This window comes from Tropicibacter oceani (assembly GCF_029958925.1).
GTDB lineage: Bacteria > Pseudomonadota > Alphaproteobacteria > Rhodobacterales > Rhodobacteraceae > Pacificoceanicola > Pacificoceanicola oceani.
On record NZ_CP124616.1, the window covers coordinates 3,500,572 to 3,518,778 of the forward strand.

The window sequence follows — 18,207 nt, forward strand, 5'->3', positions numbered from 1 at the left end:
CGGATTCAACAATGGACCTCGTGAACTCGCGATCTCTGATTGACTGCCATACTCATGCCACTGGCTTAGACTTGTACAACTTGTCTGTCGGCCGGTACCCTACTTCCCAGAACGCCCGGGACCTAGCAAAAAAGGTCGCGTGGATGGGCTTGGCGTATGCCGTGTGCTTTCCAATGCCAGCTTCGCTCTATTTTGACAGCGCTAGCTTGCGTGACGGTCGCTTTGAGGCAGGTGGCATTGAACGTTATCCTTTTGAACTGATCAATAGGTCCCATCTCAGGGAGTGCAGTGTGTTCGGGCAAGGTAGGCTTTTGCCGGTACTGGCGATTGATCCCTGCAATCGAGTCGAAGAGCAGGTTGAAGCGCTCTCAGAATGGGAGGGCTGCTACTTTGGCTTCAAGCTGCACACTAGGGCGACCAATTGCTGCGCTTCTAGATTAATCGGCTCGCCGTTTATTGATCTAGCCGCGCGAGCAAACATTCCTATCATTATTCATACAAAACCTGTTCCCGACTTCACCCACGCAAGGCACGTGGTGCAAGTGGCGAAAGCACATCCAGAAGTCCGCTTCTCAATTGCACATGCCGCCGACTTTGATCGAACTATTGTCGCACACGTGGCCGCGCTACCAAACCTTTTTTTTGATAGCTCACCCTTTTTGTCGCTGTGCGCGGAGTATAGAAGTCAGCCTCTAACGGAGAGATCTCAGCGCCTTCCAATCGACTTTGGTGATCCCAACACGGGTTTGCAGAGCTTGTGGAGAGCCGCACCAGATAAGCTTCTCTGGGGAAGCGACGAGCCGTGGACGGCAATTTGCTCTGCCGATGGTACGGCGCTATCTTCCTTCAGCTATGAGGATGAGTATTCCCTAGTTATGTCCTTACCTGAGGACTGCCGTTCGCGAATTGGTTGGAGCAACCCCCTTCGCTTTCTTCTGGGTGACAATGCATTGGAAGTAAGCATTGCGGCCGCTATTTCCACCAAGCTAGAGCGTTTAGCGAAGTTGATCGGCAGCGGTTCCCGCAATGCGGATTGAGGTGCATCAACAGTTGCGGAGTCGGAGAGCTACGCGTCTCGATGTCACCGTCCACTCGATGCGCGAGATACTGTGCTTTGATGTCAAGGTCCTTGTGCCGCGGGGCGGCGAGATGCGCGGCTGGATCATAGAACCCGCCAATCGAGGAAACAGCGAAATCGATCGCTTGTTTGCACCGCCTGGTTTTTCTACTGGCGGATGTGATTTTCTTATTGACCGTGGCTTCGCAATCATCACGTTCGGATGGCAGCCCGATCTGTGTAATTGCGGGAACAAGGATCTTCTCTCACTGCGTTCAAGAATTGTAAAAAGAATTGAACCGAGATCCGTACACCTTTCAATTCGGCTAACCAAGGCCGGCAACTCGGTCGCTCTCGGAGCTGAATACGGTCACCCGCTTGCACCATCTTACGATAAGGCGACGGTAACCGACGAACTATCGCTGGCATGCATAGAGGCTCGAATCAGAAAAGACGACAACAACCATCTTTCGTTTGATGCGGGTCAGACTCTCCGACCCGGCCGCAGATACCGACTGGACTATTTGACCAACCAAGAGCGGGACAGTGTGTTCTTGCACGTTCTCGACATGACGCGCGAATTGATCGTTGAGCAGCGATTGGCAAAGTGGTTGGAGATGCGTCCGCCTGACGTCATCACTTGGATCGGTATTTCACAATCAGCGCGCTTTCTGCGTGAGGCTCTAAAGCCGGGTACTTCTCAGATGGGAGCCGGCGAACAGTGCCTTTTGTTCGGGTCAGGGGGCGCGGGGCTGGCGACAAGTGAGGTGGCGAGCTTGAACGAGGCCGAGGCGGTGCCGCTTCGTCCACTCGCGGAACGGGCGGCTATGACGGCGCTCTCTTTAGATTTCTCTACTGAAAAATGGTGTACTCCCTCCGATGAGCATGGGCCTTTCCTCTGCTCTACAGCTCATGGCGATTCCTTGGCGCTTAGGCTTCCACGCCAATACAATGGTGACTGGTTTCGCCCATCTGCGCTACCACCAGTTGATTTCTCGCCATCCGTCCGCGCCATTTTTCAGCACATTAGAGTTGATGGAATAGCCGACTGGCAAGCCAGCGCTCCGCTAGTGCCGCAATCTCAGTCGTTGAAAAGCCTTTTCCCATGGGCGAATGGTGAACTTGGGTTTGGGGGCTTGGGCAGTCCTTTCGTGCCGCCACTGGACGCCTGCTGCAATGAATCAGGGTCTGTACTACCATTGGAGTTGCGAGTCCCGCTCGGCACTTATACCGGGTGGGGTTGTTTTCCAGATAGAGAATGCTTGGCCCTGCTTCCTGGCGTCAGCTATGCAGAGCCGCTGCTATCGCGGGCCCAAGGATCTGATCCGTGGCGCCGACCAATGCTGGAGGATCTCTACCCAACTGATGGTAAGTTCATTGACCTGGTTGACCAGCATTGCGAGAAATTGCTCGGGTCCGGTGAACTTCTTGCCGAAGATCTCGGGTATGTCCGCTCCAAGCATATCAGGCGCTTCCGTGAACTGTGCCGCTAAAGTGCTCGGGTGCGTTGGCAATTGATCTTTTCGGGAGCGCTGCCCGTAACCACGCTTTCCTCAAGTGAGCAGACCAGAGAAGGTTCGACGTCAGGCCCACCCCCTCCGCCACAAAACACAGCTAAGCTGTTGGTCCTATGATGCGAAATCTGAAAATCCGCAGGTTGTTCCCGTTTCTATTCTCAAACACTGTAGTAGCCCGCCTGAAAGTGGCCCCCCAAATGGAATAGATTTGTCCTGCAATTGGAGGATCAGCGATGGCTAAACAACGAGAGAAGCCCAAAGAGATCGTTTCGAAGCTTCCGCAGGTTGAAGCTCTGCAAGGCCAAGGCGCGACGATTGCCGAGGCGGTGCGCCAAATCGGCGTGACGCAGCAGACGTTCATCGATGGCGGAAGCTTTGTGGCAGGATGCAGCTGTCTCAGCTCGCCCGACTAAAAAAACTGGAGAAAGAGAGCCAACGGCTGCGCCGCGTGATATCGGACCTGACGTTTGACAAGCTCAACCTTGCGGAAGCCGCAAAGGGAACCCACTGATCCTTCCGCGTCGCCGCAAGTGTGTCGACCATCTCCGGCTGGAGCGTGGCACTTCGGAACGCCGGGCTTATCGCACGCTCGGGCAGACCCGAATCCACGCAGAGCAAGATTCCGCAAGTCCGTGCTGACGAAAAGCGTCTGCCCGGAACAACAAAGAGCTCGCCGATCAGTACGGGGGCTATGGATATCGCATGGTGACTGGGCTGCTACACAACGCGGGCTGGTGTGTGAACCACAAGCAGATCGAACGCATCTGGCGACGCAAAGAGCTGTTGAACAGCGAAAGCTCTTATAGTTTGAAGGGTTCCCAAATCCTGACGGAACAATGGCGAAACCGCTACAACACAGCCAAGACACACAGTGCACTGGGCTACCGCCACCTGCGACTGAAAGCAGCGTTCCGATGGGCCCAAGGCCCACAATGCAACAGCGATTAAATCGGACCACCCGATGGGGGCAGACCACCCCCGACTGTTCAGATTTCCGGAACCACCTCTTCACTATTACGACAAGTGCCCGATGGCCTGAGAAGGCAAACGAGAATAGAAAAAATTAACGGAATCGGCCTAGTCCTGTGTGCGAAAACCCATCGCTTTAGAGAAAGGTGCTGTCGTGCCAATTTCGCCACATAACGACCTTTTTCTTCGGTTGATCTTGCACATGTGTGGGCGTGAAAACTTCGACTGCGCTACGATTGACGAAACAAAAAACCAAAACACAGGCAGTCGAGCAGCAGTCATGAATCATTTCGCGTCCGGGCAGTTGCCCGCCGGTGCGCCCGTTTCGAATCTTGGATCGGTGCATTCCCTTGGCCTGAAAGGTGCTGAACACAACGACAGGGGAACGATACGTTCCGAGACCGCGTTTTTCTCGCGGGCGCCTTCGCACAATTCGGGGGCCGCTTTGGGTGGACCTTTGGAGTTTCTTCTGAGACCGATCGACGCTTGGGACGACTTGTTCGAACGCATGGCACGGCCAAGTGAAATGACGATACGCACCGGTGCTGCCGGGTTGATCGCACCATCCGCAAGTCAGGGCGAAGGCGCGTGGATGGTTCGACACAAAGGAGAATGGACTTTTGTATCCAATGTCCAGACGGCAAGAAGCGGTGTAGAAGATCGCGGACATTTCGCAAAACGCATCGAAGACCGATCCGTATTTGTAGAACAAACCACCGTACGATTCCGACGGGCCGACTGGGCGCTTCATGCGCCGAAACTGTTCCAGGAATTGCGTCACTGGCTAATGAAGGAAGCGGCATGGTTTTGCCGCACCAAAACCCCCTCGACGCCGCAGTTCACAGTTAATGACAACCTGGATCCTCAGGCCAGCCACCACTTGAAACCCAGCCTTTGGGACGATTCGGTTTCATCCATTCTAATGGATGAAAATGAGATTGCCCCGTCGGCGTCACCGGTCCTATTTTTGCTGAACGAGCTGGAACCCAACGAAAGGGCCCGGCGCAGCTTGGCCGTCGGGTTCACACGCCGCGTTCCCGGGATTTCCCTGCAACTGTTCGAACCCGGAATGATATCGTTTGGGCAAGCTTTGCGAGCTGCGGACTTCCCTGTACCGGCGGACGATAGCAACCTGAATCTTTTCCGTAACACCTTGGCAGCCCAACAATTTGAAATGCCGGATCATTCCGCGCGCCAATTGCTGGATCAGGTCATTTCCGTTCAACCCCAGATGGCTGCTGCCGCAGCCCCCGCGCTTGAAATCCTCGAAAGACTGCCCGACATGAATAGAGGGCAACTAATCGATCTGCCGGACAAGAGTCTAATCTCAACCATTCTTTTGCTGGATTGCGCCTATGGCCTGAGCTTTGAAAACCGCAATCTTCTGCGTCCCATCCATGAACTGTATCGCGGTGCGTTGCTGGCGTTGTTCCGACGGAATATTTTTGTCGATCTGAGCCTTCTCGAAGTCACATCCTGGCTGGAATTCGCCCCCGCGCTCATGAGCGCTTTTCCGCAAAAAGAGCGCGGATTTGACGGGGACATGGTGCTGGGCAATATGGCTGTCGTTCGCGAATTGGCCCCCGCTACCTACAATAGATTGTGTCAACGTATGGACCTGCCTTCGGATGGGTTGTACCGTGACTGGGAACACGTCATGAAATCCAGCCACTCGCGTCAAGCCTTTGGTCGGTGTCTTTCCGCCTTCGATCGGCTGAATCACAAACGCATCGCTTGAGAAAGACGTACCGCATCGGAACAACGCCAACCGCACGGCTAGTGGATATCATCCAACCTGTGCTGCGCGAATGAGCGACGCCGAGGGGTCGGTTGAACTCCTAAAGTGAATTAGTTGCCCCCCCTTTGCTCAGCCTCTTTGAGGCTGATCCAGCTCCAATCCCCGCCAACTGGCGAAAAAATAATACTTTGTATACTTCTGTCTTTTGAGTATTTCAGAAGGATGTTGATATTTTTGAAGATCCATTGATGAATAGGATTTGGGATGCCGGGATGGGGTCAACTGGTTTTCGAGTGGGATGCAAGTTGCAAGTTGATGCTGAACCCGTTCCTATTCACAGAGGTCGACAAGGTCAAGTTTGAGTTCGTTTCTGGAAACAAACAGAAGGTAGTCTTTGTCGAGGCAGATGGGGCCGCAATAGAACCTGACGACACCCAAAAGACAATTCGGTTCAAAACCCCCGATCTGCCAACTGAGTTTAGTCACGTTGTTCTGGAGTTCCGGAGTCAAGGCCAGCCGGTTCTTGAGGTGACACCCACCACGCCGGGGTTGGCAATCTGGTTGGATCAACATGAATTTCGCGTGGCCCTGGATGGCGATTTGCCCGCGCTGGAGATTGGTCAGGGTCGAGAATATCCTCCAGTCTTTCATGGGCTGAACCACAACCGCTTTGATCCAACAGGCAAGCTGACAACCGAGGTGCGGGACAATGTTGGCACGGACGACGAAATCACCAGGTTTGATCTGGTGATTTCTTGTCCTCATGCATCCAATGCCCAGTTGAATTTTCGCTTTCGTTTTCGACCCAAAGATTCAGTTCACGACTTTGAACTGACGAGCAATGAGGACAAGTCGCATTGGAAGGCTTCTTTGGACTGCGTAAAGGACGCCGAAGCGCTTTGGACAGTGTTGCATTCCGCTGGACGCCACCCGGAAATCAATCTCATTGCAGAGCCTCCGAGGTCTACTCCGGAAAACCTTGGGCGCCGTTTGCAACCTTTTAAATTTAGATTGGACCTTGAGCCCGAAAATGCGGACAGAAAAAGGGTCTTTGGATTTCGGCGCGACGAGTCTCTATACGGGATAGGGAAGAAGTATCGTTGGTACAGGGTCGTGGGAGGCTCGACTTTGACGATCGCCCTACATCAGAAGCTGGTCGGTGATGAAGAGATACGAAAAGCCTACGCAGCCGGTAATACCTTGACGGTTTCGGGGCTTCACGCTGTTGCAAATTCGAACGCAGAAACCCCATTGACGCTTGATTTGGACCGCAAGGCTACAACCCGCAACGGCAATGCTTTGTACACGGGAACAATGAAAGTCGAGCTCGCGCCAGGACCCAGCACGGTTTTGTTAGAGCTCACGCGAAGTTTTGATGCTGAATACGACCACAGGATCGCTCTCGATCTCGGAGCGGGCAGTCACTTGATGGCCTATTGGGACAAGTCTTCGAAAAAGCAAAGAATTCTGAATATCTCTCGCCCTGCCAATAAGCTCTATAGCCTTGACGAGGAAACGTCATCGAGGCTGTACAAAACCACCGAGTTGCCAGCTGAGATGCTGTATGCAGGTACTGCCCCCTTCATAATCGCCGGCATCCGCAAACGGTTTCCCAAAGCCGCCCAGGCAGTTGCTGAAATGACTGTCCTGTATGGTGCGGACGAAATCCGTGCGACACTTGCAGAGGAGTTGTTTGCAAAAGCAACTGTATCCGATTTCAAGACCCGCTTCTTTCGCGGTGAAACGGCACTGACCTTAAAGGGAGAGACCTTCGACCTGCGTGACATTTTTCAGGAAATTTGCCGCAAGCGATTCATCGAGGCAGTATTTGTCGCGGAAAGGGAAAGCAGCAGCCAGCTTTTGCAAGGGGATCCAGCAGCAGGTTCGCTCCCCACTCCGGTGCAAATGATCGTTACCCATCCCGGGTATGTCAGTTCGGACACCTATGTCGCGATGGAACAACGCTTGCGTGAACTTCTGGTCTTTTTGGTCGGGACAGGCGTAGAAAACTACGTTCAAGCCGTGTGCACCATTCCCGAGCCGACCGCGGTCCTGCGGTTTTTGCACACGGAGGCAAAGGTTCGGTCTGGTGGCCAGGAGATCCCCGTCTCCCATCTGGCCGAGGTTTGTTTGTTGGATTGTGGGTTTCGGACGCTTGATGTCGCGACACTGGGTACTGAAGGAGAACAACGGCGTTGGCGCCATACCTCGGCGGCCGACCTTGGAGGCAGCATCCTTGACGTATCGATCGGGAATGCGATCCGTGAGTGTATTGAACAGGTTTTGCCTAACAATCGCGACCTGTTGGATCTGGCTTTCGATCTTGACGATCCTTCTTTGGCCAAAGGTCTCGATGGTGCAATGCCTGGACAGGATTACCGTCGTAAACGTATCGGGCTTGAAAGACTGGAGGAAGCAAAGATCTCTTTCACCAAGCATGGGGCATCGGCAACAGTTGGATCATTCAACGTGGTGTTTGCCCAGGACGACCAATACGACAACGATTCCAATTGGTTCCCAAGGGAACTTATCGATGCCTTGGAGAACATGCCCGATTTGGGAAAGATCCGCTTGGTTACGATCGGTTCCCAGCGCGCGCTTGAAATTCTTTGGAGCGATATTGCCGATACGCACAGCATCCGAACCTTCAGGAACCAACTGTCGGCTTTCCTTGCTGGCCTGCCAAAACCCGATGATACCCATTGGATCGTAACCGGGCGCGGAGCCCGGTTCTCCCCCTATATCGGCTGGATCGACGATGCCGCCGAAAAGCACGGCATCAAGGTGTTCTACGAGAGTGACATACTGGTCAATGGCGTCGCCGGTATGGACCCAAAGGGAATGGTTGTCCGCGGTGCCTTGTCGCTGGCAGAGAAGCTCGGAAGCTACAATGTCGAACTCTTGATGCAGGCCTGCCTGTTCCTGATTGATTCGTCGAATGGCAACAGGATCGTGGAGGTTGCCGAAATCAAAAGCGTTGAGGAACGGCAAGAACGCATTTGCGTTATCGACACGAGTTTTGACAGGGTATGCATTTGTCGGTGCAGCGCAGAGGTTGCGCGCTACATCATGAACAATCAGGACACCGATCCCGAGGCCCCGAAGCGTTTCATGATCAGCGAAGCGTTGGCTGTCTCTCAGACGGTGGGGCCGTTTACGAGCGGATTTCCGATCGAGATTTTCACTAGAGTACAGGATAAAACACTAGGGGCAACGACTATGCATGTCACGGTAAAGCTCTTTTTCAAATCGACGATAGATGCAACTATGCCGACACAAGCACAGGCTGAATTCCGGATCGCTCGATTCGGAGCGATCCCAACCGAGACAAGCACCTGAAGCAAATGAGCCCAACACCCGACTTTCATATAGTCCTTGCCGGAGATGACAAATTGACGGCCCTTCGCGTACTGATCGCGATGGATTTTGGGTGTCGTAATTTCGATGATCGCGATTTTGACAAGTGCATGGAATTGCTTCCGGAAAATGCATTCAAGGTAAAATGGCAAGGTGGGTTGAAGAGCAAGGCAGAAAGGCTGAAATTCGTTTTTGCCTGGGATGCCGGTGATGTCAGAAGCGGCAGCGAAGCAAACAGCACCAGCGGGAGAACACCCGGAGCCACAGATTTCGATGCGGATGCAACGCAAGAGACAGCAAGCAACCATGACCACCCCCTGACCAAAGCTGCAGCTGAAACGATCGTCACGGCTCACCAAACAGTCGATGCCGAGCTTTGGGTGAAGTCGGATGTCGTTGGTGATCACGTGCGACCAAGGCAGCGTCGACTTGTTCCCAATCTGAAGGAAAAGACAACAAAACAGTTGATTTCGGAAGTGACGAAACGGATCGTCTCGAGGACCAGTAAGAGCCATAAAGGCGGCAAGACGATCTGGATCCGGTTTCATCTGACCGACTACTTCATCAGGGATACACAGCAAAACGGGATCACGTCCACTCTGACCGACTTGGCGCAGGCCACATCCTCAGATGATCCGCTGGATTTGACTTTTGTCTTTATCTGGCCCGAAAATCCCGAACTGACGATCAAGCTTTCCAGAGGCTCGCTGACCGAACATGTCGACCGCTTGATAGAAGCATTTGGAAATGCGGACATTGCCATCAAGCATCCAGTTCCTTTTGTTCTGGCAACCGGACAATTGGGCCTTGCCGCATCGTTGATCGGCAATGTGGGCAGCCAAAACCACATTCTGGATCTCACTATCGGAGAAACCGAACGTCCAGAGCGGAGGCACCCGGCGACGTTTCACGACCCCATCAAGTTCCTTTACAGCCCGGAGTACATCGAAGACCATATCGAACAGTTCATCAACCGAGATGGGCTGGCCCAAACCATCGCTGCGGCAAGGCGCCGAAATCTGGATTTCAGGCTGGTTCCCTTCGACATAAACGGTGTGGACAAGTCGACGAAGGCAGTCGCTTCGATTTTTCTTCCAGCAGAAGTACAGATGCAGGGAAGCTCAGGGGAACTCTCTCTGGGCCTGGGAGAACTGCGTTCTTCGCTTTTCGACGAGGTCGCCCGCGCCCTGTATCGCATTCGACATCCGGAACACGATTTCTGGAACAATGCCGCGAACAAATGGGCACCGGTTCGCACATCGACGATTCTTGCCGCTGCACTGGCACCGCGAAAGAAACAGGACGAAGCGACAACAAAGATGCACACTTACTGGACCGGGTAGACAGGCTTGAAACACTGCCTGTTTTTCGACGTGGGGAAACAGATGCCGAAACTGAGTGACAATGACAAGCTGCTGGGTCATCGCGACAATTACAGCGAACGGCCTCCAGAGTGGTACCGTCAAAGGCTTGTGGTTTTCGTTCCCCATAGAGAAGACCAATCAAGCCGCAGGTCCACGGACATTGACGATGCGCTGAAAACCATTGTTCAGGTGATAGAAGCTCCGTTTGTCGATCGGGACAGCCGGATTTACGCTCCGATGACCCATTTTGTGATCAGAACCCAAGTCGCCGCGCCTGGCAACCATGACCGCCGACGCATTCAAACAGTAATTCGCAATCATTCTCGCGATCTTGGTGTCGCCTTCGAAGCACGTGTGCTGGAAACAATCGTTCCGGACGGTCGGCGCAGCGGTTTTTTTACGGGTAGTGCCGTGTTTGTACCCCAGCGGGAATCCGAAATTCCGAGGGGAAGCGTGTCGCTCTATCTCTATTCCCCGGACGAAAAAGATGGGTCGGTGATCGTATCGGAATGGAACGTCGTGTTTTCCAGCGCCGGAGAAACCGCTCCTGCCGGTATCTATTTGGGGCAGGACCGCATCTGTTTTGGCTGCTCGCCATTGCTGCCTGCGCAGATCAAGCTCAAGCGCAGTTTTCGGCTTGACGCCGATGGTAAGGAGCTTCCCAAAGGCGCGGACCTCAATACGCAAGACGGTGTGCCGGAAGACCAGAACGTGGACTTCCCCGATACTACGGCCCTGCTTCGTCAAGATGCGATATGCCTCGTGCTCCCGCCTGTCGCCAACATCGCAGGTGGCGGCGCAAGCGTATTTTTCACAAACATATGCGACCAGGCAAAAGCCGTGCTTTCCGGAGAGAAATTGCCAACCGCAGGCCAGCCGATTTCCCTGATATCAGAAAGCCGCGACCCCCGCGAACAATGGCGCGACATTCCGCAAAAACCCATCGACCCTGCCACCGGAATTCTGGAACTGGATGTTTCAGGCGGTATTCTTGCCCGGGAAACGCTACACGCCGGGTATCGCGCGATCTTGCGATTGGCTCCGAATAGCGCCTACGCGCGCTTGCGGGCAAGTCCGGACGCACTGCTGGGAGGAAGGCTGGAAGTTTTGGGACTGCTGTTGCCCAGCCCCTCCGGCTCCAAATTGGTTCGCGAAAGCCTGGTCAATTTCCATTCCTCGTCGGCCTTGTTGGCACACGAACTGCAAGCGCACACCCTTTCAATGATCATCCGGCCAAAGCCCTATCCCCTTTCCCCCCAACGTGACCATGTGGCCACGGCAGACAGTGACGGGGAAATCTGGGAGGATCAGATCTATCTGGATGATATCACGGAAACGCGGGTCGGACGCGATCACAGCGTTCAGCTTGTCTCGATCCGGTCGCGCTTTGATCTGAGCATCAAGGACCAGTCCTTGATGGAACCTCTAAAGGCCATGCAAGCTGACCTGCCGGGAAATTCTTTTGCCTTCCTGTCCCATACCAACACGACCGGGAACCTGGGATGGGTCGGCATTCCACTCCCGCATGAATGCCGCGAACAGGATGCTTATCCACATGTTCCGGTTACCCTCAGCAGGTCCGAACAGCAAGCGCAGCAAAGGCAGGTCTGCCTGGACTGGTTGGACATCGCCGCGAAGGTGGTTGTCGAGGACAGGCGCGGAAAACTGGACTTGTTGGGCTATGCTGAGTTCTGGGAAAACACGATCCAAGCCCAGTTCGGCAATATTGCGGATAAGCAGTTCTTTTCGATGCGGGCGGTGGAGGGCAACAAAAAGGCGCTGCATTACGTCGAAACGAAGCGCGGAGAAGACAACGCAGTTCGATTGGAGCATGGTACTTGTATTCGCATCGGCCCAATTGTTGCCCGCTATAGCCAGCCGGAAAAGGAGGCAGCCAGATGATTACAAGGATGCGCCTTCTGACCCTTATCCTGTCGATCGGGCTGCTTCTTGCCGTCGGCGTGTTAATTTCTCAGCTTTTTGAAACGTTTGACACTATAGCGGGGCGCAACAAGACATGGGTTGAAACCGCCAGCGTCAGGGCCAGCAACAGCGTCTCTGCCCAGCTGTTCCATAGTGGGGTGAGGCACGGGTACATCTATTACGATCCCGATGCCGATCAGGTAAAGCTGCTGACCAAACGTGAAATCGCCCATGGGCTGGCGCGCGAACAGGCCGGCATCCCACCGCCCGAAGGCGGTTTCCTCCCCCCGGCCGTGGCCGAAAAACTGTTGTGGCGCGATACCGGAGCGGGGATCGAAATCCGAAAGGAACTGTCCCTGCATCAAACGCGCCGCAGCGTAGTTGCCGTGCGTGACGCCGGTCTCAGCCCCAAGTGCGGCATTTCAGACAGCGACGCCGGGAACTGCATTGGCTCACCCTGGGTCATCACATTGCAGGACTTGGCCGAGACAAATCCGAATGCATCGCAATCGGCGGGCAACAACGAAGTCGATCCTTCGATCTTTTCCGGTTTTGCGCGTCGCACAGCACCATTCCCTGGCGACTGGAGTGCGATCTCAGGGCCGGACGTGGCCAACAGCGAGTTTGAAATGCGCCCTTTCAGACTGCTCAATGATCGCTCGGGCACCGCCATTCTGGACATCATTGGGCGCAATCCAAAGCTCGAACCGGAAAATGCACATCCTAGCGCAAGGTTCGAGGCGCTGTGTGTGGATGATCAGGAAAACCTTGTTCGGCTGCGAGTCACGCCCTGCAAGGATCTCGAAAATGTTGACGATGATAAGGCGCTTGCCTATCGCCTGCGACTCCTGGCTGGCGAATGGAACGAAGACAGCCGACTTGTGGTCGGTTCCGTACAGGTCTCGGCATTGCCCGGTGAATTGCGCGCCCGACTGCGGGCAGGTCTTGGACCATCGCGCACAGGCGCGACCAAACCACTTCGACGCCGGATCGACGATAGGTTCAATCTGGCATGTCTTGGTACGAACTGCTGGCCTGAACTGGTTGAAAACAGGCAGGTGCGCCGTGTCTCTGTCGATCTTGTCGAGGCTGAATTGGCGCGAAATGCCGCCCTAACCCCTGCGGTTTCAGAAGACCCCGATATCCCGGAAGCAGAGCGCCCCGTGCGCGTCAACGACCCGTTGTTGGAAAACACGGGAAGCGGAGGTATCGCCCTGTCTGCTGCGGCGCATCAATTGAACCTTGAACCGATGATCGGGCTGCCCGGGCTTTCCAACGGCAGCTACATGAACTTTCTGGAAAACCTTCCCGCCGGATTGACACGCGATCAATTGCTGCTGACGTTCGATCCCTCGCTGCAAAGCATTGCACTGGAGAAATCACGCGACCTCTTGCAAACGCGGACGTTTCCCGTTCAAACCGGCAACGTCCCCGCCCAGTTCGATGAAACCCGCAAAGCGGGATTTGTCCTTGTGGATCTGCAGGGAGATCCAGGCGCCGTGCGCGCGGCCGTCAGCTATCCCTTCTTCGATCCAGCGATGCCGATATGGGACTTGCAGGCTCTGGCCACCGGCGCCGAAGGGAACAGCCCTGCCTCGCCAAGTGTATGGCGCGGACTGGATGCGCGTCTTCAACCCGGTTCGTCGATCAAGATCGTTTCGGCGCTATCGCTCATTCGGTCGGCGATCGGCTTGAACGAAGGCATCCCGGATGCCCAGCGATCACTGATTGCTCAGTCGGTCTTTGGTGCCAGTGACAAAACCTACCGCAATGAGATCGGTTTTGCGGTCGACCAGACCGAAACCACCGTTCGGTCGAACCGCCAAAACGTCGCGCCCCCCTTCACATTTCGCGACCGCGGAGAAATACCGTTCAACTACAATCAGGGCGTTGCGAACTCCTGCCGCTCGCAAGGATTGGCAGCACAAAAAGCAGCCGCTGGTCGCAACTACGGCGTATGCGAGGCGCTCGCACGGTCATCCAACATCTTCTTTGGCCAGATGGCGGTTTTTGAGAACCGGCAAACCATCAATGCGCTGTACGACTCCTCATTCAAACCGCGCGCGTTCACCGGGTTGGCGCAGACCCTGAAGGCCCTTGATCTGCACAGCGCCAAACCTCTGGTGGCCTTGCCCGAAGATATCGCCGTAGAGGCAAGCTTTGTCCCGCGTATGGAAGCTCCGCGACTGGAAAGCGCCCCCGGATTGGCAACAAGCGATGGCCCTGCCTCCTTTTTTGATTTCCACGAACGGAACATTGCGATCAATGCCTATGGCCAAAACGCCTTTGCCTCACCTCTGACAATGGCCATCGCAGCGGGCAGCATAGCCCTGAATGCTCGGATTGAACCGCACATTGCCGGAAAGGTTGGATTTGTCCCCCCCCTCCAAGGGCCGCTGGTCCCGGAAACCGAAGATGCTCAGGCCATGTTCAGTGAGCTGCACCTTGGGATGAAAGCCGTCGTGCAAAGCGGCGGAACAGGCGCGGCATCTTTTGGGTCGTCGTCTGGCGCGGCAAAGGCGGTACAAACGCGTGTCCATGGCAAGACCGGCACAGCGACCATGGGGATCACGGATAGCAGGGGCCAAAACCTGACAACGCACTGGTTCGTGGGCTGGGTCGACGACACGGGAGGCAAGCCACGCTACGCTTTTGCCTGCGCAATAAGCCACACCAGCGGAGGGTCGCCCTGCCCTGCCCTGACGGGCGGCATTCTGGGCGCGATGTCCGAGGCGGGTCACCTATGAAGAACCGGCCGATCCCTGACAGGCCCCCACTTGCGGTCCGATTGCTGATGGCAACGATTTCGCTGCTGTTTCTGGCGCTGCCGTACTTCTGGTACTGTTTGTACATTGACCGAATGGCGGCGCTTGATCCAGTCAGTGAACTGTTAGAATTGGCCGTGACCATACCCGCGTCGGACGCACCCGAAAAGGGTCATGTCATAGGTTTGGTCGAACTGGGCCAGACCGCAGGCGGAGACAGTGCCGATGAAAGACATGTCGTCGTACTTGGCCCTCCTGACAACCCGCGGATAGCAAATGTCTCATCGCAGCGCCTTATAGCCTTCAGCTACGAAAACCAAAGTTTGAGCAATATCGATTTCCCGCTTTCGGACGGGGATGTCTTCAAACTTGCTGGCCAGACCTACCGCGTTGAAATCACCCAAGGGCATGAAATCCTGACCTTGTTTCGGGACAACCGCAGAATTCTCGATTTACCTATGGTTTACGGAACAAGGCAGCCCGGCCTGGCGACATGGGAAAGCCAATCGGTCTTGATTGGTGGGCGCGTTCCGCATACCCCCGACCGGCTGGATTCCGTGGGTGGGTTGGATGCGATGCGCCGGTTGGCTTCGCTTTGGCTTCAGGGAAAATCCGCGCCACCGATTATAGTCAGGCAGGACAATGTCGCCGAAAGCAGCCTGTTGATAAAAAAGGACAAGACGGGTTTCCAGTTGCGCGCCGACCGAGGCAGACTGGTCACCGTGTGTCCCAAAAGCACCACGCAATGCTTTCAGTTGGGCCGGCAACCTTGGCCCATCGCCGATACCGATCGCCTTGGTACGCTGAAAAGCATCATACTTGGTCGGACGCGGTATACCGTGGCGCATCAGGGTGATCGGCTGCTTTTGACCCCCATCGATCGGGAACACTGGCTGAAGATTGACCAAGTGGAACGAGACGGTCTTGACCCTGAGCGACGATATACCAGTCAGACCTTTTCTCCTCAGTTTAAGCGAGGCCTGCCGCCTGCGGGCGTGCAGTCCGATCCTCCGGGGATATTTGCGGCCGTATGGGGTCTTGTGACGACTATGTCATTGCCACAGATCTTCCTGATGATTGCAATTGTGGTGTCGGCTTTTTTGCGGAACCCGAACGCTCCGGTGAGTGTCACGTTTCTCGCTTGTGCCTTCTGGCTGTGGTTTACAGCGATTTCCCCTGCCGTGACGAGAAGCATTGGTTTGGAAACGGCCGAGCATCTGCTGTTCGGGCTTGCCGTCTTGTATCTTTTGGCATTGCCCGTGCTGCAGTTCGTATTCGATCGCGGCAATCACCGCGCGATAATGTCGCCTCATAAATGGACCGCCGCTTTGCTCGGTCTGGCGCGCGGTCCACGCAAGTTCAAACCCCTCGTTTTCATAACCATCGCCGTTCTGCTTTTCTGGCTTTTTCAAAACCTCCCAGCGGCACAGGGCACTGCCGGTTTCGATCAGGCCACATCGCTTTTCGATGCCCATATCGCCGTCATCGCATTGTATTCCATTGCCTTTCCGGTCCTGATCTACGCCCTGCTTGTCAATATGGCTGGTGGATTTTTCCTGTTTCTGTTCTGGGCCAGCGTAACCATCATAGCGGGCTTGGGTTCGGTAGGATTGGCACAGCAAACCCTCGGAAATCGGTTTGCCTTGAACATGATGCTTTACGAACGACACCTGGCGGCGCTCGCGATGCTGGCCTTGCTGGTGATCTGGATGTCTGTGATCCCCCCCCGCCGCATCGTGGACTTAACCAAATGGGCCCTGAGAAAAGGCTTTTTGGGGCACCGCATACGCCGGCTCTGGATCGGCTTGGGAGTGATCACCGCTGCTGGTGCCGTAACCGTTTTTGCACTTGGCAAAACAAGCCTCACTTTCATGAGCGCAACTGCGTGGATGCTTGGGACAATGGCATCCGACAACTGGCCGCCAGTCGCCCTAGCGGCACTTCTTGGCCTTATTGTTTTGGCCGGCATCTTGCATCAACGACGCCAAATCGTCGGTTGGCTTGTCGCCGCCCAGAAACTGCCTTCGATGATTCTTGCCATTCCTTCGTTGGTCTTGGCAGTGCTGGTTTTCATCACTCCAGAAACCGGGATTGGCGGGGTGCAACCCAGCGAGGCGGCAAAGACCTGGCTGGCAATATTGCTGGCCTTGATTCTGGCCACGGCGCTTGAACGCAAGGAATGGATGCTGTCCTTTGAAAAGGGGCGTTCTCTGCTTTGGCTATTCTTCCAGTTCTTCGGTGTCGCCGCGTTCTTCGCGGTGGGAAGCTATGTCAATTTTGACATGTCACCGATCGTGATCATCGTGGCGATGGGGCTTGTGTCGGGGGTCTGCCTGATGACCTTTCTTTTGCTAAGCGGTAAACCCATGATCATCCGCGGCCTGATATTGCTGTGTCTCAGCATGGCAACAGCGACGACAGGAATACCGTTATATGTGATCGCGACGGTTGCGGGTCTCTTGTTTTGGTTCACCGGCGCACAACAGGGCAGATTGAAGCGTCAAAACTCAGTTCCCACCCTCAGCACCATTCGGGCAAGCTGGTACCGTGGACAGGATACTTTTAAACGCTCTGCATGGTCGGATACAACGATATGGCTCAAATCGAAATCGACCGGAGCGCTTTTTGTGCTGTTGGCTTTGACCGTTGCATTTGTCGGAGCAGGCTTCACGATAAAGAACGCCCTGCCAAGCGTTGTCGATACCAATGCCCTCCGGACCCTGCAGGCAAAGGCCCTGATTGAGCTACCCGCAGTCCCACAGGAACGTATTTTGTCCTTCAAGGATGCGTCGCTTTTCCGCGAACCGGATCTGGAAACCGGTCTTTTAATCATCGAACACCCTGATCTGTCTTTGCAGGTACGGCGTTCACGCCAGGTCATAGCGGCCACAGGCTGCGGGTTCTGGGACAACATCCGTGAGTATACCCCCCCGGTGCCACTAAAGCTCGAGGTCCTGAAGACACTCGTCCTTCACCCGGCGCAGAACGCACTTGGCACACTGTGCCCTAATTATCCGACGATCTTTCCAGTCTCAGGGGATGTTCCATTGTCAGTTCTGGCTGTGCCCGCCATCCAGGATGATTTTGCCATTACTTTCCTTTTGGCCAGCCTGGGATTGGACGCCCTGCCTGTCATCGTACTAGCACAAGCACTAATGCTGACCTCGATGTTGGCGCTTGCGTTGAATGCGGGTCTGCGGATGTCCCTCTACCCTTCGTTCCGCGGGGTGGGGCTTTTCTGTGCGGTGGCTATCGGCAACTTGGCCGTGATCCTGTTTTGCCAGTTCATTATGTCATGGTGCAACATGTTGGGACTATCGGCGGTCGTAGGTCAGCCAATGACCTTCGTCTCTATGGGGGCGTCACACCATTTGGCATTTGCCTTACCGACCGTCGCCTTGACAGTCATGGCTGGTTTGATGTCCAATCCCGATGCCTTGCAACCTCGTGAAGAAAAGCAGCTTCACAGCCTTTCGTTGCGCAGCAATTGGGGGCCGATCTTGTAGCAGGACGCCAC

8 protein-coding genes and 1 pseudogene are annotated in these 18,207 nt (G+C 55.0%); all 9 read left to right on the forward strand.

Annotated elements, in window-relative coordinates:
* Positions 1-11: 11 nt before the first annotated feature.
* The 9 genes and pseudogenes from QF118_RS16885 (at position 12) to QF118_RS16925 (ending at position 18,196) form a co-directional block, all read left to right on the forward strand.
* Positions 12-1,037, forward strand: coding sequence for an amidohydrolase family protein (locus tag QF118_RS16885; protein ID WP_394357065.1), 1,026 nt, complete (start codon positions 12-14; stop codon positions 1,035-1,037).
* A 58-nt stretch (positions 1,038-1,095) separates the two neighbouring features.
* Positions 1,096-2,550, forward strand: a complete 1,455-nt coding sequence (locus tag QF118_RS16890) for a hypothetical protein (protein WP_282300210.1) — start codon at positions 1,096-1,098, stop codon at positions 2,548-2,550.
* 257 nt (positions 2,551-2,807) lie between these two features.
* Positions 2,808-3,512, forward strand: a pseudogene (locus QF118_RS16895) (integrase core domain-containing protein); the annotation flags it as partial.
* A 149-nt stretch (positions 3,513-3,661) separates the two neighbouring features.
* Complete coding sequence (locus QF118_RS16900; RefSeq protein ID WP_282300211.1) at positions 3,662-5,281, forward strand: hypothetical protein; 1,620 nt, start codon at positions 3,662-3,664, stop codon at positions 5,279-5,281.
* A gap of 315 nt (positions 5,282-5,596) precedes the next feature.
* Complete coding sequence (locus tag QF118_RS16905; RefSeq protein WP_282300212.1) at positions 5,597-8,620, forward strand: hypothetical protein; 3,024 nt, start codon at positions 5,597-5,599, stop codon at positions 8,618-8,620.
* A 53-nt stretch (positions 8,621-8,673) separates the two neighbouring features.
* A complete protein-coding gene (locus QF118_RS16910; protein WP_282300213.1) occupies positions 8,674-9,981 on the forward strand; it encodes a hypothetical protein in 1,308 nt (435 codons plus the stop codon).
* 42 nt (positions 9,982-10,023) lie between these two features.
* A complete protein-coding gene (locus tag QF118_RS16915) occupies positions 10,024-11,904 on the forward strand; it encodes a hypothetical protein (protein ID WP_282300214.1) in 1,881 nt (626 codons plus the stop codon).
* Between the two features lie 8 nt (positions 11,905-11,912).
* Positions 11,913-14,672, forward strand: a complete 2,760-nt coding sequence (locus QF118_RS16920; protein ID WP_282300215.1) for a penicillin-binding transpeptidase domain-containing protein — start codon at positions 11,913-11,915, stop codon at positions 14,670-14,672.
* Between the two features lie 47 nt (positions 14,673-14,719).
* Positions 14,720-18,196, forward strand: coding sequence for a hypothetical protein (locus tag QF118_RS16925; RefSeq protein WP_282300216.1), 3,477 nt, complete (start codon positions 14,720-14,722; stop codon positions 18,194-18,196).
* Positions 18,197-18,207: the final 11 nt, after the last annotated feature.